The organism is Desulfitobacterium sp. (assembly GCF_035539115.1).
Lineage (GTDB): Bacteria > Bacillota > Desulfitobacteriia > Desulfitobacteriales > Desulfitobacteriaceae > Desulfitobacterium_A.
Genome location: NZ_DATLJA010000047.1, coordinates 1 through 20,794 on the forward strand (window position 1 = coordinate 1; position 20,794 = coordinate 20,794).

Consider the following 20,794-nt stretch of genomic DNA (forward strand, 5'->3'; position numbering starts at 1 on the left):
TACGAGCAATTTCCAAAGAGCTCCAATTATCGAGGCAGACGGTTACACGATATTTAGATGAAGGTGTAACAGCCCTTCATGGAAGTTATAGTGTTAAGAGAAAAAGCATCTTAGATCCATACCTAGGCGAAATAAATGGGCCTATTGATCAAGGCGTTGCCTCGCCTGTGATTGAAGCAGAAATCCGTCAAAAGGGTATACGGGTTCTTCCTCTACCCTCAGAAATTATAGGGCACGCCTGAAAAAGCGGATTCAGAATACTGACAATGCCAATACTAGAGCACCCGAAAATACCAAATGAGTGGAACGTAAATCGTTAATAAAACTAGTGTTCAAAAATTTGGAGAAAATCAAAGGACTGGACAACGAATGTTTAGACAGAGTGAATCGTCAATATCCCCGGTATAAGGAACTCATCGACATCGTTACTGAATTCAAGCAAATATTGGCGGATAAAAATGTAAGCAAAATCGAACAGTGGATCCATAGGGCATCCAGCTTAAATATCCGTGAAATAACCTCATTTATAAACGGCATAACCCGAGATATTACAGCTGTGAAAAATGCTATTCAATATGAATATAATAATGGACTTGCTGAAGGTAGTGTAAATAAGCTTAAGGTTGTAAAGAGGATAATGTATGGACGCACTAGTTTTGAGATGTTAAGGAATAAATTATTATGGCTAGAAAAAAGGCGTGTCCTCAACTAACCATGGAAAGAACCAATTTGACGCTTACGTTATTTCAAGCCGCCGGTTGCTCATGACTGCTTTATACTTAAAGCAAACTTCGAAAGTGTTCATAATATCCCCGATGAAAACACTGGATACCGTGGGGATAAAGATAGGCGAGCAGTTTCTCTAGCTCCCGACGACTTTGATAGTAGAGAACGCCGCAGGACTCTGACTGCTTAGTCGACCTCTGAACACGTTTAGGAGTTATGTTGAACTTGTATACTCAAAACCTCGGTTAGCTCGTCTAGAAAATATCGATTTCCATAGATTCGCAAACGGGGTGATGTTCGTTCTTTGCTACGTTGCCGGATAGTAAGAGAATCTAATGCACTATGCAATTCAATGTAAGCACGGATAAAATTAGCATGTTCCGGAATATTAGGGTAGTTACGCTGCTCGCAGAGGCGTGGCTGCCAGCCATATTGTGTTAATTGGCATAGATCAAAATTAAACAACTTAAGTTTATATTGTGGGCCAGTTCTGGATTCTCCCACAAAAACGTTGGTTGAAGCATTCAATTCTTCACGAACAACATCAAGGAAATACCGTTCATGGTGGCGAAGCATGAAATAAGGATATCTATCCTCGATGGGGCCGCCAATGGACCAGAGGATGCCAAGGACGTATAAGTCCATCGTTGTTTTCAAGGCTTTCTATAAATATTTAGACCAATTTTTATATCTTCTTTCTCAGGTATAGACACATTTCCTTCTGTCGAACTAATAATAATGCTTTTTCCTGAAGCTGATTTCCCAAATTCCTTTGAAATATCAACCGTTATAGTCAATATATTGCCATTCAACTTCATTTCACAATTCTTCATTGCAATGTCCCTCCATCTTGAGTCAATTATTCTAATCCCCGTCTTCCGAGCTATTTCGCTTGTGCTTGATTTTTCTGGTATAGTCCTTAATTGACTTATGTGGTTGAGTGTCTGTATTGAACAAGGATCTTGTTCTAGGTTTACTGACTATGGTTAGTTTCTTTTTCATGTTTCCCCCATCGAATCATAAATCATGTGCGGCTACGACAACTATGACCTCTTCAGGATGCCAAGGAACGTAATTATTTAGCCTAGTCTACACTGCCTGCCATAGCGCGTCAACTCAATACCTAATCACTCTCAACTGGCTTTTCAAATGCTCATATCTGATAATCGTTAAATTACTAATCGCCTGTTACTGCAATCTCTTGAATCGTCTCTAGAACCTCTAGCAAATACCTAATTTCTCTATCTTTCTTTCTCTTCTTTTGATACATCAAAGTATCCTTTATTCTTCTCCTCGATAGTCCTAGCTCATGTTCAATTGTCTGGGAAGTATACCCCATCCCTTGCATGAGGCGGATTTCGATATATCTTAAGTTTCTAATCTTCTGCTTAAAGAGTTCCTGTTCGTGATGTTCCAAAAATGAGGTGTTATCATGCGGAAATCTGTCAAAGAAATTGAAATCGTGCTTCAAAACCATGGTTATTCGATTAACACTATTATATGTGATGTTATGAAGACCTTCAAGCATCGACCAAACCAGGCACTTTACTTTTTACCTTACCTCTTACCATCTTGGTGATTTTCTCTGCAGTTATGACCTCTCCATCAAGAAGAGACTCCATGATATTACGACCAGAGACTCCGAAGATGTCAGAAATATAGGTTGTAATTTTGATATTGGCGTCTTGCAGAATTTTATGAATCCGGTTTTTCTCCTGAGTCGCATCTTGAAGGAGTTTCTTTCTATATCGGGTTAGATCCCTTAAATCACGGATCTCTACGGGTGGAACAAAACTCCCTTCGATTAAGCCACTGCGAAGAAGTTGAGCTATCCATTCTGCATCTTTGACATCCGTCTTTCGTCCCGGAACATTCTTGATTCTTTGGGCATTCGCTAGGATGAGCTGAAACGACCCGGTCTCTAGAATGTTCCAAATAGGCTTCCAATAGATTCCTGTACTTTCCATCGCCACATGGGTACACTTTTGTTCTTCCAGCCAGTCAGCAAGGGCCAAAAGTTCGGGAGTTGTCGTACCAAACGTCCTGATCTCCTTTTTCGGCTTATGTTCAAGGGGACCAAAGAGAGCACAGGCGACCACTGTTTCTTGATGGACATCCAACCCAGCACAGCATTCCAAAACAGCATCCACTAAACACACCTCCAAATAAGGCGGGCGAATCCAACAATCGGAGAAAATAAAAAAATTTCTTACACGTGCTCTTGGCACATTCCCCTGTACTCATAGATTGTTGGAGCCAGTTTACTTTCCGGGGTAAAATCCACCATAAAAAAACGGCTAACAGTACCCCCGCCTTATTAAGATTATTCCCAGTTTATTGGTGATGTAGAATGGGTTCCTATGCCTGATTTTCATCCATCCCTGTGAACTGCGAGTTCATGAATGTTTACTTTAAAACGTTTGAGCTTTAAAAACCTATGAAATTCAAGGAACAATAGAAAGTTGACAGATAAAATTTGTTGTTGTAGACTGAGATTAATTTCATAGTGACCTCACTTTTAATGGTGAGGTAGAGGTGCGGCGTTCAACAGTCTTTAGTGGAGTTTGAGAAACGGAGAAACTAAGGAGAAGGGAAGGTCGCCGAAGCTAATAATATTCTCAGTATTATTAGCTGGGTCTATAGTTAAGAACTACAGGACTGTCTCAATAAACTTCCCGGTTTATTGGGTTGCGCTATCTCATTTGGGATTAAAAGGGGGAATATAGGTAACTATACAAATAGTGACCTGAGTTCATCTCAGGCCTTTTTTATTTGAGAAATTTAAAATTTAATACAATCGAGGGAGAGGTTATTTATGAGAAAGAAATTATCGTTATTATTCGTAATTTCCTTATCCGTTATCATGCTGGTATCAGGATGTGGATCAACTAAAAGTCCAGAAAGTTCAACAGCTCCAGCAGCAACAAATGGAACTTTTAAGGTTGGGATGGAAGCGGGATATGCACCGTTCAACTGGACTCAAATGGATGCGTCCAATGGCGGGGTTAAAATTGAGGGTACTTCAGAATACGCTGGCGGTTATGACGTAGAAATCGCGAAAAGAATTGCTAAAGCGATGGGAAAAGAACTCGTTATTGTTAAAACGGAATGGGATGGTCTTGTTCCTGCGTTAACTTCGGGTAAGATTGATGCGATCGTTGCAGGTATGTCTCCAACCGAAAAACGTAAGGAAACCATTGACTTCTCGAACAACTACTATAAATCAAATTTGGTCATGGTTGTTAAAAACGGCGGAAAATATGAAGGCGCGACTTCAATCCAAGATTTCAAAGGTGCAAAAATCACAGCTCAATTAAACACCTTCCACTATTCAGTTATTGATCAAATTAAAGGTGTCGCTAAACAACCGGCTATGGACAATTTTCCAGCAATGAGGGTCGCTCTTGAATCTGGGATCATCGATGGATATGTTTCAGAACGGCCAGAAGCCATTAGCGCTCAAACTGCGAATTCTCACTTTAAAATGGTCGAATTTAAAGAGGGTTTTGTGACTTCGCCGGATGATACAGCAATTGCTGTAGGAATTGCTAAAGGAAGTCAACTCACTCCTAAAATCAATGAGGTCTTAGCGGGAATTTCCGAGCAAGAACGTGCAAGTATTATGGATACGGCAATCAAGAATCAACCAGCCACTAAATAAGGTTAGAACACTTTAATATGATCACTAAAACCGGCTACATTATAATGCAGTCGGTTTTATGATGTTTCTATTATAAGGAGGAGAAAAATGAGCTTTCAGTGGGTTGTAAGAATTATTTCAGAAAACGGGCCCATGTTCATTCGCGGCGCTGGAGTGACACTCTATATTTCGTTGATTGGGACGATTTTAGGTTCAATAATCGGGCTGTTGGTAGGAGTTATTCGAACGATCCCCATGCCTGAGCGTGGAGCTAAAAGACATCTTTTAAAAGTAACCAATGCTGTCCTATCTATATATATCGAATTCTTCCGTGGAACGCCAATGATTGTTCAGGCCATGGTTATATATTATGGTTCGGCGTTAGCCTTTGGTCTGGATTTGAACCGTATAGTGGCGGCAATCTTTATCGTATCCATTAACACAGGAGCCTATATGTCAGAAATTGTTCGTGGTGGTATTGTATCAATCGATGAAGGGCAATTCGAAGCGGCTCAGGCGATTGGCATGAATCATATTCAAACGATGATGAATGTTGTCTTACCCCAGGTTATTCGCAACATTTTACCGGCAACGGGGAATGAATTCGTAATTAACATTAAAGATACTTCTGTTCTCAATGTAATTTCGGTATCGGAATTATATTTCCAAACAAAATCGGTTGCAGGTAACAACTTCAGATATTTTGAATCCTTTTTTGTAGCCTGTATCATCTATTTTATTATGACGTTTACAGTCACCAGAATTCTGCGTTATTTTGAAAGGAAATTAGATGGTCCAGACGACTATATTATGATTGGCAATCAAATGCAAGTAGAAACCCCAGAAGAAATGCTGCGCAGAACAAAGACTAACAGTTAAGGCAGACGATTCGATAAAGGAGGGACATTATGGACAAGGTTATTGATATTCAACATTTAAGCAAATCCTTTGGTAATCATGAGGTGTTGAAAGACATAGATTTTTCTGTTAATAGGGGAGAAGTTGTTTGCATTATCGGGTCGTCCGGATCAGGTAAATCAACACTCCTGCGTTGTATAAATCTCCTTGAAAAGCCAAGTGGTGGTCAAATCATTTATCAGGGGGAAAATATTTTAGATGATAAACATGATGTGTACGAATATCGTAAAAAGTTAGGTATGGTATTTCAACAATTTAACTTATTTAATAATCACAATGTCTTAAACAATTGTGTTGTGGGACAAATAAAAGGGCTCAAACGTCCTAGAGAAGAAGCTGAAAAAATTGCCCAAAACTATTTAAAAGTTGTGGGTATGGAAAATTATATTAACGCAAAACCGAGACAATTGTCGGGGGGCCAGAAACAACGGGTCGCGATCGCGAGAGCGCTTTCCATGAATCCGGATGTGATGCTGTTTGATGAGCCTACGTCTGCACTCGATCCTGAAATGGTGGGAGAGGTTCTCAAAGTTATGAAAGAACTTGCCGGTACGGGTCTTACGATGTTGATCGTTACGCATGAAATGGGATTTGCTAAAGAAGTAGCTGATCGAGTCGTTTTTATGGATAAAGGGGTTATTGCAGAAGAAGGAGTGCCGGAGCAAATCTTCAATAATCCAACCCAAGAACGTACTCGGGAATTCTTGAAACGCACTTTAACCCATGGATAACAACCGCAGCAAGAGCCATGAATTGGGCTAATTTTTATTTCGTAGAAAAAATAACCACGACTTTACTCTACCTATAAACGCTACAATAAAAGTGAGCCCAAAATAGATAAAACGCCAGGAAAAAAGTTGCGTAGAGCCATTACGTTCTGTACGGCTTCCCAGGAATTTCGTTGAGAATATATGTATGTTTTATTTTTCGTAATTGTTCACCACTAAAAGGAAGATGCGTATAAATTCCATGATACTGGCTAAATCCTGGAACGTAGGATTAGCCAGTCTTTTTTCATCTAAAAGCCCATTTGCATGAATATGGAATGGCTCGGTAGTTGTTTGATAGCTTTTAACCTCATGCTCTTCGCTATGGAATTTTAAAAGTGGTTCTTTATTAGCAGAGTACCAATCATAATTGTAACGATCGATTCGTTCACCTTTTATGTATTCTGTAATGGACAGGTAAGAGCCATCAGTGAAGATAAAGGTTTTCCTTTGGGAAACTGTTGATGAGGTCTTACTTGTCTGATCTGTATCTTTTTCGCTCTGGATGATATCGTAATAGGCTTTTTTGAGAAAGGGTAAGTTGGAAATGGGTAAGTCTATCATTTGCTAATTCTCTGAAGCAAATATTCCCATTCTTTCTTGTCCAGAAGCTCTGATTCGGTAAACTGGTTTTTCAGTTTTAACGTTTTTTCATAGGAGCCCTCGTATTTTTTCTCAAAAAAGTTAATTTCTTTTTTCAAAGCGGTTAATTCATCATCTTTGTTAAGGTTAAGCCGATTAGAATGTTCTTTATCCCACATCTCTACTACGTCCTTAATCGGGATGAGTTCACTATTGGAAGAACGCCACATCGTATTTTCAGGGATTCGTACTTGCTTATTTCGGGTAGACCTTTGAATACCGATAAAGCGATCTTCGTTGATCCAATTATTTATAGAAGTAATTGAAACTCCAAAGAATCTGGAAAGCTGGCCTGTTGTATAGTATTTTAGTGAATCATTTGCGGTAGCGACTATGACCATATGCTTAAGCATTTCGCTCAAACTATTAATCATTTCATTATTATTACGCAAAATAGATTCATCAAATTTGAACTCATTTATCGGATTAGATTTAGTAATAAAGTTAGCAAGAATTTTATAGTATAATGCTCCTTCTTCATTGTTTACAAGGATGGAAGCGAAATCCTCGGAATGCTGAATTGCTTTAGCTTTTTCATATTCTGTAATCACATACATCGCCTCTTTTCACCTCCTATTCTATCGTAACTGAAACAAAACTGCAACCTGACATAAGAAAACTACAACTATCATTATATTATTCCCCAGATTACTAAAATATTCATTACATATTGAGACGACACATCCATTCAATGGATGTGAGTTGATATAAGACCGCTAGAGCGTTTTCGTCGCTCTGGCAGTTCTGATTTTAGATGACGATATTGAAGATGAGTATAATTTACTAAATCTAAACTATTCGACAAATTTAGAATATTTTCTCAGCATGGCTATGGTATAATTGAAATTGTTTAAGGTCCAAAAAAGATAAAGGGTAAACTCGTTGAAAGATGGGGACGCAAAGCTATGGGTCTAAGGCTTCGGCTAGGATTGCCAGGCTGCCATGATCCATTTGGAAAAATCGAAGGTTCTTTCCTATGGTTTAATGGGAGAGAGCCTAGTTTTTTTGAATTAAAGGAGATGTAAATTGATGAAAAAGGTTCTCGAGGTAATATTAGCTCTTATACTATCGTTAGGTTTACCGGCTAGTGTGGCGGCAGCGAGTCCAGATCATACGCAGCAGGTACGTCTTTATGGAAATACGCGTTATGAAACCGCGATAAATATTGAGGATGAACTGGCCAAGCGACATAATATCGATTTTTCTACTGGACAAAAGTTTGAAAATGTGGTTTTGGCTTCGGGTAATAATTTTCCAGATGCCTTAGCAGGAGCCCCCTTAGCCAATCAGGTAGGTGCACCGATTCTTCTCGTGGATAGTACACCTGAAGCTAGTGCTGTGACTTTAAATTATATTCAAGAGCATGTCAAGATGAGTGGAAATGTCTATCTACTTGGAGGTACAGGAGTAATTCCCAACAGCTTTACCCAAAAACTCGCAAGTATGGGTTTCTCTGTGCAAAATATTCAGCAATTAGGTGGAAAGGACCGAAATGAAACGTCGTTGATTATTTCCAAACAGATTAAAAACTCTGGAAAGAAAGTTTTTTTAGTCAGTGACTCAAATTTTACAGATGCCTTAACCATAGCTCCTTCTGCAGTAGCAAATGATGCTCCAATCTTGTTGGTTGCAGATACAGGGCTTACATCGGATCAAAAGGCTTTCTGTGATTTGCAAAAAACAGCTTTTACCTTGGGAGAAATCGAGAAAAATATCAATTCAATTTACCCCAAAGCCGTAAAAGGATACTTGGGCTCCAACAAATATGATACCAATGGATCGTGGGCAAGTTTCATCGGCAGAGATGAGGCTTTCATTTGTTTAGCTACGGGAGAAGACTACCCGGATGCCCTGGCTGGAGCAGTCTTGGCTGGGAGTTTAGGGGGAGGAGCAATATTCTTGACCCGTCCAGACGAATTACCACCGGAAACTGTCAAGGCACTGAATATTACTTCATATTATGACAAGCAGGTTGTAACGGATACCAATTCTCTGGGGCAAACGGTCTCTTATCCATCGATTGGCTATCCAACTCTCTTTATCTTAGGGGGTAGCGGGGCGGTTTCGGCTTCAGTCCAAGCACAGGCTGCTGCTATTTTAGATGGTCCCGGATATTCTGGAAAGTAATTAACAACAAAGCCTGATCCGTTCAGTGGAATAAGTAACGAGAATAAACATCACCCCAGCCTTTGGTTGGGGTGATGTTTTATATAAGGGGGGGGTTAATCTTATGATAATGTCGAATGCTACAAATGAGGCATTTTATGATATTCTTCTAAATAAGCTAAAACTTTTCTGGTTCTAAACGTGTAATGGTTAAAGAGGTTAAACGGAATACGACTAACCAGAAAATGGTAGTCTATAAATAAAGCAGGTTAAATTGCCTTAACAGGAGGTTAATAATGAATTTCATAACGGATCTATTCAATCATTATGGATATATCGTATTATTTGTTGCATTAATGCTGGAGCTTATTGCTTTTCCGACACCAGGAGAAACCTTGATGACCTACTGTGGGTTTCTTGTATTTCAGGGAAAGTTGAATTGGGGTATCAGTATTATTGTGGCAGCACTGGGAGTTATATCGGGTATCACGATTTCCTACTTTATTAGCCGCACTTTTGGTACTCCCTTTTTCCAAAAATACGGTTCCTACATTCATTTAGGGCCAGATAAATTGGAGAAGACCTCTCAATGGTTTGAAAGGTATGGCAATGGACTACTGGTTGTCGCTTACTTTATTCCCGGGGTAAGGCATATTACAGGCTATTTTTCAGGGATTGCCAAGATCCCTTATAAGAAGTTTGCTTTAAATGCTTACATCGGAGCTTTTATTTGGACGGGTACCTTTATCTCTTTAGGCAAGATTTTAGGATCAAATTGGGAAAAGTTCCATGGTTCGATCAAAAAATACCTAATTATTGGTGGGATTATTCTTGCGATCGTTCTGCTGGGTATTTATTTTTATCGGAGATATAAGGCAACTATCATTGACTTTATCATGAAGTCTTTAGAAAACGGTATCCAAATATTTCATTCTCTTGGGAAGATAAAAGTGGCTATCGTTGGGGTCGCTGCAATTTTCATTAGCTTATCGATCGTTTTGATTGGACTCATTCAAGACTTTTTAGCCCGTGAATTTAGTCAATTTGATACGATTGTTACGTATTTAGTGAGCTTGATCTTCCCAGAAAACTGGTCCTCTGTTATGGGACTTTTTAAGCTTCTAACGGCGCCAGAAGTCTTGATTGCTTTCACGTTACTCCTATTTGCCTGGATTATCCTCAAAGGCAGGAACCGACTCCTTGAAACGCGATTTCTTTTGATTACCGTTTTAGGGGGAGCACTATTGGAAGAAGGATTGAGACTTATTTTTCATCGCGTGGGTCCCAGTGGAAATATGTACACCTTTCCAAGTCAACAAGCCTTGTTAGCCGTAGTTGTCTATGGTTTTGCCTCGTTTATGGTATTGCGTCATGCCAAGAACAGGTGGTTCGGAACGTTGTTGTTCTTTATGACGTTAGGTGTTTGTGTAGTCACGGGTTTAACTGTAATCTTCTTTCAGGCTCAGTATCCGAGTGATGCTGTAGCAGGTTATGTTTTTGGCGGAGTCTGGTTAAGTTTAAATATTGTGCTGATGGAAGTTTTCCGGGCATTATCAAAAATTCGTTTGGATTTATTAAGCAAAAATTAAAAGTTGAAGAAGACAAAGCATGACAGTTTTACAAAGTTTTGATATGGTGCTTTTGAACTTCATCAATAATTACTTTCATAATCCCTTTCTGGACAAGTTAATGGTGATTCTTACTTCCCTGGGAGATATGGGACTGATTTGGATTCTTACCCAGTCTACTGTTCTATGAGGGCTATAAGAATGGCTGACAATACTCTTGAAAGTTATGCCCTACAGAATTTAGTTAAGCATTACAAGGTGGCTGATGAAGTCCAACATACAGCTATGTCTGATATTGAAAACGTCTATAAGATATTGAAAATGTTAAAGCCTCAAACATGGCTACCTGTAGGCACTGAATCAAGACGTAGGTTATACCCAAGAGCAGTTGAAGCAAGACCATTAGACGAGATTGACTTAAGAATTGACACTACAAATATGCTTGGTGGCGAAGTTGTATGTTTTACAGGTAAGAGCGATTACCCAAGGAATACAATGCAAGAAATAGCAATTAAGAATAGTGCTGAAATATCCAATAGCATAACAAAGAAAACTACTATGCTTGTAGTAGGATTAGATGCTGGAAGCAAGTTAGATAAAGCCCAAGAAAAAGGCATTTCAATTATATCCGACCGCGATTTTATGCAAATGCTAAACTTAGTAGGAAAAGATATAAGTGCTTAAAATATAACCGATAAGGACGGCTAATGCTGTAGACATTTAAAACCCAGCCTAAAAATGGCTGGGTAATCTATAACCTTGGCTTTGTGGCACAACATACTAATGATATGATTCCTGGCTCAAGAGACTATGCGAGGCATACTCAGGGCTTAAAACATGGATTAGTTGTTCCTCTGTCATCGCAAGTTTCCTTTTCTCACTACCAGAGTTTATAGGCACTAGTCACTTGGTAAGTAAATTAGGCTAGAGATATAAACTGGATGCAAAAGCAAGCGAATTTCAGGCTCGGCTTTTCTGTGGAATTGCTATGCATCTATTTCACATTCGTAGGGTTATCTTCAGCAAAGATTCTTTAGATTTGTTAAGGTAAAGGAGGATGATTAAATGGAAAATGAAAAATGCCTTATTTGTGAAAAGCATAAAAACAGTGTTGATATTGTTTTTCAAGACTCAATGGTATCGGTAAGTCATTTGGTACGGCATCCAGATAGCTCAGACAATTATTTGGGCTATTATATGGTAGAGAGTATGCGACATTTTCGAGGGATGTATGATGCCACAGACGAGGAAATGGCAGCCATTGGGAAGATGTTAAAATCATTGAGCAAAGCACAGATGAATATAATAGATGCCGCGCATGTATATGCATTTGTTATTGGCGAGGGATTAAATCATTTCCATATTCACGTTGTAGTAAGATACAAAGATGCGCCAAGAGAATATTGGGGACATTCTGTGGATGAATGGCCAGATGCACCAAGAGGTACGCTTCAAGACATAAAAAATTTAAATAAAAGAATACGGAACGATATATTAAAAACATACCGAAGCTAATGAACATTATGTCAGGGATAAGTGGAATGAAACATTTGTTAACTCAGCTCATAAACAAATAACTTGTCATCGATAATGAACCCATGGTGCAGGTGTCATTGTAAATGGAAAGATGGTCGCTTTCATCTGCAGTACCTAATACGTAAAGTAATGGATCAAAATGCTCCGAAGTAGAAAAGGCTAATTCGGCAGATGTCCCTGCTTTTTTATAATTTAAAACATCCTTATACTCTCTTTTCATGATTTTATCTTTGATGTAATCATCAAATTCAATGGCCCAGTCATAGCCACTTTTCATTCCCCAATTTATTTTAGAAAGATTATGCACAACGTCACCGCTACCCAAAATTAATACCCCTTTTTCTCTCAGTGCTTTTATCTCTTTTCCTACTTCAAAATGATAGTCTGCGTTTTCATTTTGGTTCACACTCATTTGAAAAACAGGTATATCTGCCTTGGGATACATGATCTTTAGAATAGACCATGTTCCATGGTCTATTCCCCAGTTATTATCGAGCTGAGTACTTTTGCTAATCAAATCTTTTGTAAAATGTGCTAAATCAGGGGCTCCTTCAGGCCGAAAATCTACCTCATACAATTCTCTGGGAAAACCATACATGTCATAAATAGTTTCCGGATGAGGATCGTCCATGATTCGGGTTCCCTCTGTGGACCAGTGAGCCGATATCGCTAGGATTGCCTCGGGTTTGGGGATTTTATTGGCAATTTTAATCCAATTTCTTGTAAATTGATTGTCCTCAATCGCATTCATAGGAGAACCATGTCCGATAAATACTACAGGCATCTTTTTCATATATAACACCTCATTCACTGGTTTTGAACACCAGTTTTAGTTTGACTTACTCATTTCGATAAGGATCAGGTGGGATGTTTCATCTGCTTTGATTCTAATTTCCTCTTCAACTATTTCTAAGCCATCACGGGTTCCCAGGGTTACATTATTAATAATAGAGGTTCCTTCAATTTGAACCAGATAGGCTTGTCTGTCTTTTGTAATGTTAAAGTTTATTTCATTTCCCTTTTCCAATTCCAGAACATAAAAATTTGCGTCCTGGTTTATTTTGATCGGGGCTTCTCCATTCTGACCGGATACAATATGAAGCCACTTGTTCTTCCTTGATTCCCATTCAAACCTATAATCTCCGTAATTAGGCTTATATCCTTTTTGATCCGGAAAGACCCATATTTGAAGAAAACCTCAAGCCTTCATCCCCAAAGTTATGCTCACTGTGAAGCACACCGGTTCCTGCACTCATATATTGAACTTGGCCGCGTGTCAGCGTCCTGTTGTTACCCATGCTATCCCCATGGGTAAGTTCCCCTTGAACTACATAGGATATGATCTCCATATCTCGGTGTGGATGGATATCAAAACCTTCTCCCTGTTTCACTATATCATCATTTATAACCCTTAAAACACCGAAATTGACATTACTAGGATTATAGTATTCAGCGAATGAGAAGTGGAAAACACTTTTTAACCAGCCTAAATCGCTTTTCCCCATGTTTTTCATTTCAACTTTTCTTAACATATCTATTCCTCCACTCGATTTTTCATGAAAATTGAAACGTTCAACTTACAAATTATTTATAATTACTTTATGTAAGCATCATACAATATGTAACCTAATCTCGTCAAGAAAATACTCTGGCAAATAATATTATTCACTTGAGGGGTGATGGGAAGATGGAGAAGAGAGGATTTTAATGAGTATATGATGGCTTGATAAAAAATATCAAGCAGTCGTCTTTCGAAGTTAAGATTTGAGTATGAATGAAGGCTCAGACTCGTTTCTCATACTTGAATCGATTTGACATCAACTATCTCATTTGTAACCACGGCCAAACCTAGTCCTCCTTTTAACTTGGGATCATGTTTCATAGTATAGGGTGAGTAATTTTAAAGCAGGAACTAAAGCTACAACTGATTCTGCTCTTGTTATATTTTGTGTTGGATTAAAGGACTAATTGCGGTTTGCTTAATGAAATGAGTCGATAAGCTTTCAGAAAATAATCGAAGTCAGAAGAATGACTTGCCATGCCAACCTCAGCCTATTGCAAGAAAGGCGTAACCTATGTAAAGTAGATACAGATACTGCAAGAATTAGTTGAACATGGCTATGCTTTACGAGGTGATGAAATGTCGAGCTCTTTAATAACCAAAAAGGCGCTTGCGAGCACATTAAAAGAATTAATGAAAGATACGCCCTTAAATAAGATTTCTGTGAAACATATTGTGGATAATTGCGGCGTAAATAGGCAAACTTTTTATTATCACTTTCAGGATATCTTTGCTCTAGTTGAGTGGATTTATCAAACAGAGGCGGTAGAGAGTATTGCTAAATACAGGAGTTATGAAACCTGGACTGATGGGTTTTATAAAATTTTCGTGTATATCCAAGAGAACAAAGCCTTTTGCCTGAATACGTTGAATTCCTTAAGTAGAGATCAGTTAGATATGTATCTTTATTCGGTGACGAATGAATTGCTTTTGGGTGTAATTAATGAAGTCGCTCATAATATGAAGGTTAAGGAAGAGGATAAAAAGTTCTTGGCCAATTTTTATACCCTGGCTTTTACGGGCCTAGTGATTCAATGGATGAGGGTGGGAATGAAGGAAGATCCCAAGGTAATCATTGAAAAGCTAAGCGAATTGATTGAGGGAAATTTCCTCAAGGCGTTGCAACGTTATGAAAATGAGCCGTGATAAACACTCCGTTTATTATGGCTTTTTTACGACATTTAAGCTAAACTGTCTGGAAATTATACAGCCTTCATTTTCTGATGATACCTAATAAATGAGCAAAGGATTATATTCAAGGTATCGAAAGAAAATTATGGAGGCAATGGCGATGAAAAAAGAATATGATAACAAACACGTTTATTTTGTGGGTGGCGGATTAGCATCACTGGCAGGGGCTGTTTACTTGGTTAGAGATGGCGAATTTCCAGGAAAGAATATTCATATCTTGGAGGGAATGCCTATCCTTGGCGGAAGTAATGATGGTGCGGGGAATCCAACTGAGGAATTTGTTTGCCGCGGGGGAAGAATGTTGAATGAGGAAACTTATGAAAACACCTGGGAGCTTCTTGCGACCATCCCGTCTTTAGAGAAGGAAGGAATCTCAGTCTGCGAGGAAATTCTTGCTTTCGATCATGCTCATCCAACCCATGCCAATGCGAGACTCGTCAACAAGGACGGCGAAATCATTGACGTTCTATCGATGGGCTTTGACAATGCTGATCGTCTAGCCATGGTTCGCCTCATGATGACGCCCGAAGAAAAACTTGATAACTTGCGAATTTGTGATTGGTTTGCAAAGACCCCCCATTTCTTTGAGACGAACTTCTGGTCTATGTGGCAAACCACCTTCGCTTTCCAAAAGTGGTCCAGTCTGTTTGAATTCAAGCGCTATATGAATCGCATGATGTTTGAATACTCTCGCATCAATACTCTCGAGGGAGTCACGAGAACACCTTATAATCAGTATGAGTCGATTATTTTGCCGATAAAGGTTTATTTGGACCGATTTGGTGTGGATTTTAGCCTGAAATATACGGTAACTGATTTGGACTTTGAAGAGGGTGAGGGTACAACGGTTACAGCGATCCACTATAAACAGGAGGGAAAAGAAGGTCTTCTTCCACTGAATAAGGGTGATTTGTGTATTGTTACGAATGGCTGTATGACGGATAATGCAACCCTGGGAGATCTTCATACTCCCGCAAAAATGGTCGTTAAGAATCCTCTTTCCGGTGACCTTTGGGCAAAAATCGCTGCCAAAAAAGAGGGGTTGGGAAACCCTAATCCGTTCTTTGGTAAGGCTGAGGAGACGAACTGGGAATCCTTCACCGTCACCTGTAAAGGGGACAAACTATTGAAAATGATTGAGAAGTATTCCCGTAACATCCCTGGGAGCGGTGCTTTGATGACCTTTAAGGATTCCAATTGGTTGATGTCGATCGTGGTTTCTGCCCAGCCTCACTTTAAAAATCAACCGCAAGATACGACCATTTTCTGGGGCTATGGCTTGCATACTGATAAGGAGGGAAACTACGTACGGAAGATGATGCGTGACTGTACTGGTGAAGAAATGTTGACCGAGCTGCTGCACCATCTGCATTTCGAAGGCGACATTAACACGATCATGGAAACGATTGTTAATGTCATCCCCTGTATGATGCCTTACGTTGATGCGCAGTTCCAGCCGCGTGCCATGAGCGACCGCCCGCAAGTCGTACCTGAAGGCTCAACCAATCTGGCCCTGATAAGTCAGTTTGTTGAGATCCCTGAAGACATGGTATTCACAGAGGAGTACTCAATCCGGGCCGCGAGGATTGCCGTTTATACCTTGCTTGGGATCAATAAGAAAATTTGCCCGGTAACTCCGCATCGTCATGACGTGCGTACCTTGTTAAAGGCAGTGAATACTTCGTTTCGATAAGTAATCCAACGTTTTAGAGCATAATCCATACGGGTCCTAAATTACACGAAAAAAGTGGCTCATGCTTTTGATAGCTAGAGCCACTTTTTTTGCTAATACTCTTGTGAATTGATGGGTGACATCAGGATGAGAGCTAGCTCACCTTATGACTTAGTTTTTCAGAGAGCTTTTCCAACATATCTGAAGTCATCTTGAATAAATCATATTCTGCACTAAAGCCCCACTCTTCCGTAGCCGCAGTGGAATCCATGGAATTCGGCCAACTGTTGGCAATGGCTTGACGGACAGGATCAACGTTATAATCCATTTTAAAATTAGGGATATGCTTTCTGATTTCCACTCGAAAATCTTCAGGCTGAACACTCATAGCTGTGATATTAAAGGCATTCCGGTGAATCAGCTTGGAGGGATCGGCTTCCATCAATTCCATAATTGCGCGTAAGGCATCCGGCATATACATCATATCCATATACGTTCCTTGAGCGATATAGGAGGTGTAATGCGCTTGGCGGATCGCTTCATAGTAAATATCGACGGCATAATCCGTTGTGCCACCCCCTGGTGGGGTGACATAAGAAATGAGTCCCGGAAAGCGTGCTCCTCGTGTATCAACCCCAAATTTATTAAAGTAGTAATCGCACAGAAGTTCACCGGATACTTTGTTGATCCCATACATGGTTATGGGTCTTTGGATCGTAATTTGGGGCGTATTGTCTTTGGGCGTGGTCGGACCAAAAGCACCGATTGAACTTGGGGTAAAAAATTGACATTGAAGTTCCCGCGCGACTTCTAAGGCATTGACTAGCCCGCCCATATTCAAGTTCCATGCTAAGAGTGGCTTGGCTTCGGCTGTCGCGGACAACAGGGCTGCTAAATGAATAATGGTGTCGACGTGATAAGTTTTGGCAATATCAAACATCGCTTGGGCATTTTGTACGTCTAGAGTTTCATAGGGACCGGATTGAGCAAGCCAGCTGTGTGTGTCGCTTTTAATATCGGTGGCAATGACGTTGTTAATCCCATAGATATTCCGAAGTCTCTGCGTAAGCTCTGAACCAATTTGACCGAGTGCGCCAGTAATTAGGATTTTCTTCATGACAAAATCCCCATTTCTTTACCCACTTTTTCATAAATGGCTAAGGCCTGATCGAGCATTTCCCGGGTATGAGCGGCAGTTGGCATATTTCTAACCCGTCCGGCGCCTTGGGGGACAGTGGGGAATACGATGGCTTTGGCATAAACCCCTTCTGCATAGAGCTTTCTGCTGAATTCTTGGGTTTGTTTTTCTTCGCCGATAATACAGGGTGTGATGGGGGTTTGACTTGACCCGATATTAAAGCCCAGAGCTTTGAGCCCTTGCTTTAAATAGTTGCCATTTTCCCATAGTTTGTTTTGTAAGTCTGTGCTATTCATTAGGATATTGATGGCTGTAATACAAGCGGCGACATCTCCAGGGGGTAAGGCGGTGGAGAAGAGGAAGGGGCGACTTCTCACTTTGAGCCAATCGATTAAATCTCGTTTTCCAGCGACATAGCCACCGACGACACCAAGTGCTTTCGAAAGGGTACCAATCTGAAAATCAATCTTGTCGGATAACCCGAATTGTTTCACAGTCCCAGCACCCTTACCCAGGACTCCTGAACCATGAGCGTCATCCACATAGGTGATCAGATCAAATTCCTCGGCAATCTCCACAATCTCTGGAAGAAGTGCGATATCTCCATCCATGGAGAATACTCCGTCCGTAATGACCATGATTTTTTTGTAAAGTCCAGATTCCTTCGCTTCCTTAGCCTTCGAGTGTAAATCAGCCATGTTCGAATGCTTAAATCCAATAATCTTTGCTTTTGATAAGCGACACCCATCAATAATGGAAGCGTGGTTTAATTCATCTGACAGGATCGCATCTTCCTTATCCATAACTGCGGAAATAGCGGCCATATTACAGTTAAAGCCGGATTGATAAGCGATGGCTGCTTCGGTGTGTTTAAAGGCAGCGAGCTTTTCTTCGAGCTCGATATGAAGGTCTAAAGTGCCATTGATCGTTCTGACCGCTCCGGCACCAACCCCGTACTTCTTAATTGCAGCAGTTGCGGCATCGATGAGTCGTTGATCAGTAGCTAAACCCAGATAGTTATTGGAGGATAAATTAATGAACTTTTTCCCCGCGATTTGAATCACTGGACCATTGGAACTTTCCAAGGGGTCGATCACATTGTATAACCCCTTACTCTTTAACTCAGTCAGATTCTCGGTAAGAAAACTCCCTAAAACTTTGCTTCCCAAAGTAATCCCTCCTTTAAATCATGAGAACATTTTCGGGAAGAGGCCAAGGACCCTCCCTGAGGAATAAACAAATGTACGCCGTGGGTAGACAATAATATTTAGGATGAGCACTGGTAATAAAGGGTTCCTTACTTTTAAGATATCATTATTCGATCAAAATGTACACTGTATAAGGACATAAAAATTAGATTTCTTCGAATTAATTTTAAAGGACCAGACTTGCGGTATGCGTTGTCTGGTCCCTCACTGGCAATAGAAAAATCCAAATATATGAAGGATTTCCATGAATGGAAGAGAATTCTTAAAGAAGACGGTTTAGTAACATTTTCCTGTCGGATCTTGTAAGTGTTAGCACCTTGGCGAGCAAGCTTCATCAGAGCACAGGGTGGTCATCTCATTATGTGGGTGTCCGGTACTATTTTTGAAGAGGTCAATGATTGAGGCGTATGGCATTGTTCAAAATGTAAGAATTTATATACTTTAGCTAATGTCTATAATGGGAAGCTGAAATTACTTGCAAAGAAAAGAATTGTTTGACCAAGGTTAAAAAGATTTTACAAGAAAACTTAATTTTAAGAGAAAGAGCTGAATTCTCCGTAGATCCATTGCTTAAGTCGTCTAAATGTAAAATAGAGGAAATAGGTTCGCAAATCCCTCCAAATTTTGGAGGTTATACGAATAGAATTACGGAAATTTGGTACTTAAATGAAATTGGTCGCAAGAGCCGCGCCGTCCTGGCGCGGATTAGGAAAAGTTGTGCTTTGAAGTTCAAAAGAACTAACAAATTATTTATAAAGGAGAAATCGTTATGGCATTACCAACATCTTATATGACAGGAAGCTTTACAAAAATACCAAAGTATTTTGAAGCACTATTAAATGCACAAGCACCGACGAAATTTACCACGAAGTTTTTTGAGGATTTAGGTTTTACTAGTTCGAATGACAGACAGTTTATAGGTGTGCTAAAATCAATTGGTTTTTTAGATGAAGCGGGGGTACCTACAAACAGATATTTTAAGTTTTTAGATCAAAGCAATTCAAAGATTATGGTTGCCGAAGGAGTTAAAGAAGCATATGCAGATTTGTTTCAATTAAACACAAGTGCATATTCTATGTCTAAATCTGAAGTTGAAGGAAAATTTAAAACATTAACAAATGGCTCAAAAGGAGCGGGTACAATTACATATATGGCAAGTACCTTTATAAATTTGTGCAGTTATGCAGATTGGACACAGACAAGCACTTTTTCGGCTACAGTTGTAGAACCAGAAGAAAGAGGAGAAGTTGATCAAACGATAACGAAACCCAATGTGCAAACTCAAAGTGGGGGTTTATTTGATTTAAATTATAATATTCACATACATTTGCCCGCAACAAGAGATGAAGGCATTTATGATGCATTATTTGCAAGTTTGGCGAAGCATATTCCTTTAAAGTAGGTGATAATTTGAAAAGTGATATTTATTCTTATGTATTTCGTGGCAGGTTAGCCGAAGAGGCATTAGATAAGGCAGGATGCCAAAAGTATCATCCTGAGGCTATATATTTCTCTGAAGAAGTAGCAAATAAATTAAGTCTCCATGAGATTGACGAAAAATATGTTCAGCGTTCTAAAAGCATGATTACTGTTTTTGCAGCAATTACTGCCTTTGAAAATGCCACTCGTGATTATGTTTATAAAGTCTTAGTTGATGCATATAAAACAGATTGGTGGAGCAAAGGTATACAAGGATCTATAAAGTCAAAAGCAGAAAGTAGAAAAGAAAAGGAAGCAAAAATCCGATGGCACGTCAATTGTGGTGATGAAATGATGTCATATTTAGATTTCGGAGATTTAGCGAAAACAATGACTTCTTCTGACAATTGGAACTTATTTGAGCCTGATGTGGTAAGTCAAGAATGGGTTAAGAACTTATTCGAAGATGTTGAAACTTCAAGGAATGTTATCATGCATAGCGGCATTTTAGATGATTATGATATTAGTCGTGTTGGAATGAATATTCGAGACTGGTTAAGACAAATCAACGCTTAAAGTTGGGGGATGGTTTCAACAGTCACTTTATCCCATGTTATATAATTGTCAGAATAACTTTGCGGTATTTGAGGAGTCGCCGTCCATGGCGACTTCTGAATATGGGGGCGACCAACTTCACTTAAC

General features: G+C 39.6%; 23 protein-coding genes, 1 pseudogene and 2 riboswitches. Of the genes and pseudogenes, 14 read left to right on the forward strand and 10 right to left on the reverse strand.

The genetic code is table 11. The features are described 5' to 3' along the window. Together VM640_RS08985 and VM640_RS08990 are read left to right on the forward strand one after the other, a co-directional pair. Positions 1-242, forward strand: a 242-nt coding sequence (locus VM640_RS08985) for a hypothetical protein (protein ID WP_422653303.1), incomplete at its 5' end; no start/stop codon positions are given. An 86-nt stretch (positions 243-328) separates the two neighbouring features. Next, positions 329-712, forward strand: a complete 384-nt coding sequence (locus VM640_RS08990) for a transposase (RefSeq protein WP_325391400.1) — start codon at positions 329-331, stop codon at positions 710-712. Between the two features lie 221 nt (positions 713-933). On the opposite strand, the gene VM640_RS08995 is transcribed toward VM640_RS08990, so the two are convergent. From VM640_RS08995 to VM640_RS09010, 4 genes are all read right to left on the reverse strand, one after another. Then, on the reverse strand, positions 934-1,371 hold the full coding sequence (locus tag VM640_RS08995; RefSeq protein ID WP_325391402.1) for a hypothetical protein: 438 nt from the start codon (positions 1,369-1,371) through the stop codon (positions 934-936). A gap of 8 nt (positions 1,372-1,379) precedes the next feature. Next, positions 1,380-1,559: a hypothetical protein gene (locus tag VM640_RS09000; protein ID WP_325391404.1), complete on the reverse strand. Its 180-nt coding sequence runs from the start codon at positions 1,557-1,559 to the stop codon at positions 1,380-1,382. Between the two features lie 344 nt (positions 1,560-1,903). Continuing rightward, the gene (locus tag VM640_RS09005; RefSeq protein ID WP_325391406.1) at positions 1,904-2,254 is read right to left on the reverse strand and encodes a hypothetical protein; all 351 of its coding nucleotides are present in this window, start codon (positions 2,252-2,254) and stop codon (positions 1,904-1,906) included. Beyond that, positions 2,247-2,954: an IS110 family RNA-guided transposase gene (locus tag VM640_RS09010; protein WP_422653304.1), complete on the reverse strand. Its 708-nt coding sequence runs from the start codon at positions 2,952-2,954 to the stop codon at positions 2,247-2,249. The genes VM640_RS09005 and VM640_RS09010 overlap by 8 nt, the downstream gene beginning before the upstream one ends. A 294-nt stretch (positions 2,955-3,248) precedes the next feature. Further along, a riboswitch (Lysine riboswitch) is annotated at positions 3,249-3,430 on the forward strand. Positions 3,431-3,541: 111 nt separating this feature from the next. Between VM640_RS09010 and VM640_RS09015 the strand changes: the two genes are divergently transcribed. From VM640_RS09015 to VM640_RS09025, 3 genes are all read left to right on the forward strand, one after another. After that, a complete protein-coding gene (locus tag VM640_RS09015; RefSeq protein ID WP_325391410.1) occupies positions 3,542-4,387 on the forward strand; it encodes a transporter substrate-binding domain-containing protein in 846 nt (281 codons plus the stop codon). Between the two features lie 87 nt (positions 4,388-4,474). Beyond that, positions 4,475-5,245 carry an amino acid ABC transporter permease gene (locus tag VM640_RS09020; RefSeq protein ID WP_325391412.1) on the forward strand — a complete coding sequence of 257 codons (771 nt, stop codon included), beginning with the start codon at positions 4,475-4,477 and terminating at the stop codon, positions 5,243-5,245. 29 nt (positions 5,246-5,274) lie between these two features. Next, positions 5,275-6,015: an amino acid ABC transporter ATP-binding protein gene (locus VM640_RS09025; RefSeq protein ID WP_325391414.1), complete on the forward strand. Its 741-nt coding sequence runs from the start codon at positions 5,275-5,277 to the stop codon at positions 6,013-6,015. A 189-nt stretch (positions 6,016-6,204) separates the two neighbouring features. Here the strand turns inward: VM640_RS09025 and VM640_RS09030 are convergent, their stop codons facing one another. Both VM640_RS09030 and VM640_RS09035 read right to left on the reverse strand, forming a co-directional pair. Continuing rightward, complete coding sequence (locus VM640_RS09030) at positions 6,205-6,615, reverse strand: toxin-antitoxin system TumE family protein (RefSeq protein WP_325391416.1); 411 nt, start codon at positions 6,613-6,615, stop codon at positions 6,205-6,207. After that, on the reverse strand, positions 6,612-7,244 hold the full coding sequence (locus VM640_RS09035) for a hypothetical protein (protein ID WP_325391418.1): 633 nt from the start codon (positions 7,242-7,244) through the stop codon (positions 6,612-6,614). The genes VM640_RS09030 and VM640_RS09035 overlap by 4 nt, the downstream gene beginning before the upstream one ends. Before the next feature lie 311 nt (positions 7,245-7,555). After that, positions 7,556-7,638, forward strand: a riboswitch (cyclic di-GMP riboswitch). An 84-nt stretch (positions 7,639-7,722) separates the two neighbouring features. On the opposite strand from VM640_RS09035, the gene VM640_RS09040 reads away from it, so the two are divergent. From VM640_RS09040 to VM640_RS09060, 5 genes are all read left to right on the forward strand, one after another. Further along, a complete protein-coding gene (locus VM640_RS09040; RefSeq protein WP_325391420.1) occupies positions 7,723-8,820 on the forward strand; it encodes a cell wall-binding repeat-containing protein in 1,098 nt (365 codons plus the stop codon). Between the two features lie 275 nt (positions 8,821-9,095). Next, on the forward strand, positions 9,096-10,388 hold the full coding sequence (locus VM640_RS09045; protein ID WP_325391422.1) for a VTT domain-containing protein: 1,293 nt from the start codon (positions 9,096-9,098) through the stop codon (positions 10,386-10,388). Positions 10,389-10,407: 19 nt separating this feature from the next. Next, positions 10,408-10,557, forward strand: a complete 150-nt coding sequence (locus VM640_RS09050) for a hypothetical protein (RefSeq protein WP_325391424.1) — start codon at positions 10,408-10,410, stop codon at positions 10,555-10,557. Positions 10,558-10,568: 11 nt separating this feature from the next. Beyond that, positions 10,569-11,051 carry a BRCT domain-containing protein gene (locus VM640_RS09055; RefSeq protein ID WP_325391425.1) on the forward strand — a complete coding sequence of 161 codons (483 nt, stop codon included), beginning with the start codon at positions 10,569-10,571 and terminating at the stop codon, positions 11,049-11,051. Between the two features lie 381 nt (positions 11,052-11,432). Further along, positions 11,433-11,882, forward strand: a complete 450-nt coding sequence (locus tag VM640_RS09060) for an HIT family protein (RefSeq protein WP_325391428.1) — start codon at positions 11,433-11,435, stop codon at positions 11,880-11,882. Between the two features lie 43 nt (positions 11,883-11,925). On the opposite strand, the gene ygiD is transcribed toward VM640_RS09060, so the two are convergent. Together ygiD and VM640_RS09070 are read right to left on the reverse strand one after the other, a co-directional pair. Continuing rightward, positions 11,926-12,696, reverse strand: coding sequence for a 4,5-DOPA-extradiol-dioxygenase (ygiD, locus tag VM640_RS09065; RefSeq protein WP_325391430.1), 771 nt, complete (start codon positions 12,694-12,696; stop codon positions 11,926-11,928). A gap of 36 nt (positions 12,697-12,732) precedes the next feature. Then, positions 12,733-13,435: pseudogene (locus VM640_RS09070) on the reverse strand (pirin family protein). 608 nt (positions 13,436-14,043) lie between these two features. Between VM640_RS09070 and dhaS the strand changes: the two are divergent. Both dhaS and VM640_RS09080 read left to right on the forward strand, forming a co-directional pair. After that, complete coding sequence (gene dhaS, locus VM640_RS09075; protein ID WP_325391432.1) at positions 14,044-14,610, forward strand: dihydroxyacetone kinase transcriptional activator DhaS; 567 nt, start codon at positions 14,044-14,046, stop codon at positions 14,608-14,610. Positions 14,611-14,701: 91 nt separating this feature from the next. After that, positions 14,702-16,348 carry an oleate hydratase gene (locus VM640_RS09080; protein WP_325391434.1) on the forward strand — a complete coding sequence of 549 codons (1,647 nt, stop codon included), beginning with the start codon at positions 14,702-14,704 and terminating at the stop codon, positions 16,346-16,348. Positions 16,349-16,481: 133 nt separating this feature from the next. Here VM640_RS09080 and VM640_RS09085 read toward each other — a convergent pair whose 3' ends face one another. Both VM640_RS09085 and VM640_RS09090 read right to left on the reverse strand, forming a co-directional pair. Then, the gene (locus VM640_RS09085) at positions 16,482-17,444 is read right to left on the reverse strand and encodes an L-threonine 3-dehydrogenase (protein WP_325391436.1); all 963 of its coding nucleotides are present in this window, start codon (positions 17,442-17,444) and stop codon (positions 16,482-16,484) included. After that, positions 17,441-18,634, reverse strand: coding sequence for a glycine C-acetyltransferase (locus VM640_RS09090; protein WP_325391437.1), 1,194 nt, complete (start codon positions 18,632-18,634; stop codon positions 17,441-17,443). Before VM640_RS09090 ends, VM640_RS09085 begins: the two co-directional genes overlap by 4 nt. An 808-nt stretch (positions 18,635-19,442) precedes the next feature. Here VM640_RS09090 and VM640_RS09095 point away from each other — a divergent pair. Together VM640_RS09095 and VM640_RS09100 are read left to right on the forward strand one after the other, a co-directional pair. Further along, complete coding sequence (locus tag VM640_RS09095; protein WP_325391439.1) at positions 19,443-20,075, forward strand: DUF5343 domain-containing protein; 633 nt, start codon at positions 19,443-19,445, stop codon at positions 20,073-20,075. Between the two features lie 8 nt (positions 20,076-20,083). Further along, on the forward strand, positions 20,084-20,668 hold the full coding sequence (locus tag VM640_RS09100) for a Swt1 family HEPN domain-containing protein (protein ID WP_325391441.1): 585 nt from the start codon (positions 20,084-20,086) through the stop codon (positions 20,666-20,668). The last annotated feature ends 126 nt before the right edge of the window (positions 20,669-20,794 follow it).

Bases quoted from the DNA above. Each gene is read 5' to 3' on its own strand.
- VM640_RS09000 (WP_325391404.1), bottom strand. From the start codon at position 1,559: ATGAAGAATTGTGAAATGAAGTTGAATGGCAATATATTGACTATAACG.
- VM640_RS09050 (WP_325391424.1), top strand. From the start codon at position 10,408: ATGACAGTTTTACAAAGTTTTGATATGGTGCTTTTGAACTTCATCAAT.
- VM640_RS09045 (WP_325391422.1), top strand. From the start codon at position 9,096: ATGAATTTCATAACGGATCTATTCAATCATTATGGATATATCGTATTA.
- VM640_RS09095 (WP_325391439.1), top strand. From the start codon at position 19,443: ATGGCATTACCAACATCTTATATGACAGGAAGCTTTACAAAAATACCA.
- VM640_RS08995 (WP_325391402.1), bottom strand. From the start codon at position 1,371: ATGGACTTATACGTCCTTGGCATCCTCTGGTCCATTGGCGGCCCCATC.
- VM640_RS09080 (WP_325391434.1), top strand. From the start codon at position 14,702: ATGAGCAAAGGATTATATTCAAGGTATCGAAAGAAAATTATGGAGGCA.
- VM640_RS09020 (WP_325391412.1), top strand. From the start codon at position 4,475: ATGAGCTTTCAGTGGGTTGTAAGAATTATTTCAGAAAACGGGCCCATG.
- VM640_RS09025 (WP_325391414.1), top strand. From the start codon at position 5,275: ATGGACAAGGTTATTGATATTCAACATTTAAGCAAATCCTTTGGTAAT.
- VM640_RS09005 (WP_325391406.1), bottom strand. From the start codon at position 2,254: ATGCTTGAAGGTCTTCATAACATCACATATAATAGTGTTAATCGAATA.
- VM640_RS09015 (WP_325391410.1), top strand. From the start codon at position 3,542: ATGAGAAAGAAATTATCGTTATTATTCGTAATTTCCTTATCCGTTATC.
- VM640_RS09040 (WP_325391420.1), top strand. From the start codon at position 7,723: ATGAAAAAGGTTCTCGAGGTAATATTAGCTCTTATACTATCGTTAGGT.
- VM640_RS09055 (WP_325391425.1), top strand. From the start codon at position 10,569: ATGGCTGACAATACTCTTGAAAGTTATGCCCTACAGAATTTAGTTAAG.
- dhaS (WP_325391432.1), top strand. From the start codon at position 14,044: ATGTCGAGCTCTTTAATAACCAAAAAGGCGCTTGCGAGCACATTAAAA.
- VM640_RS09085 (WP_325391436.1), bottom strand. From the start codon at position 17,444: ATGAAGAAAATCCTAATTACTGGCGCACTCGGTCAAATTGGTTCAGAG.
- VM640_RS09060 (WP_325391428.1), top strand. From the start codon at position 11,433: ATGGAAAATGAAAAATGCCTTATTTGTGAAAAGCATAAAAACAGTGTT.
- ygiD (WP_325391430.1), bottom strand. From the start codon at position 12,696: ATGAAAAAGATGCCTGTAGTATTTATCGGACATGGTTCTCCTATGAAT.
- VM640_RS09030 (WP_325391416.1), bottom strand. From the start codon at position 6,615: ATGATAGACTTACCCATTTCCAACTTACCCTTTCTCAAAAAAGCCTAT.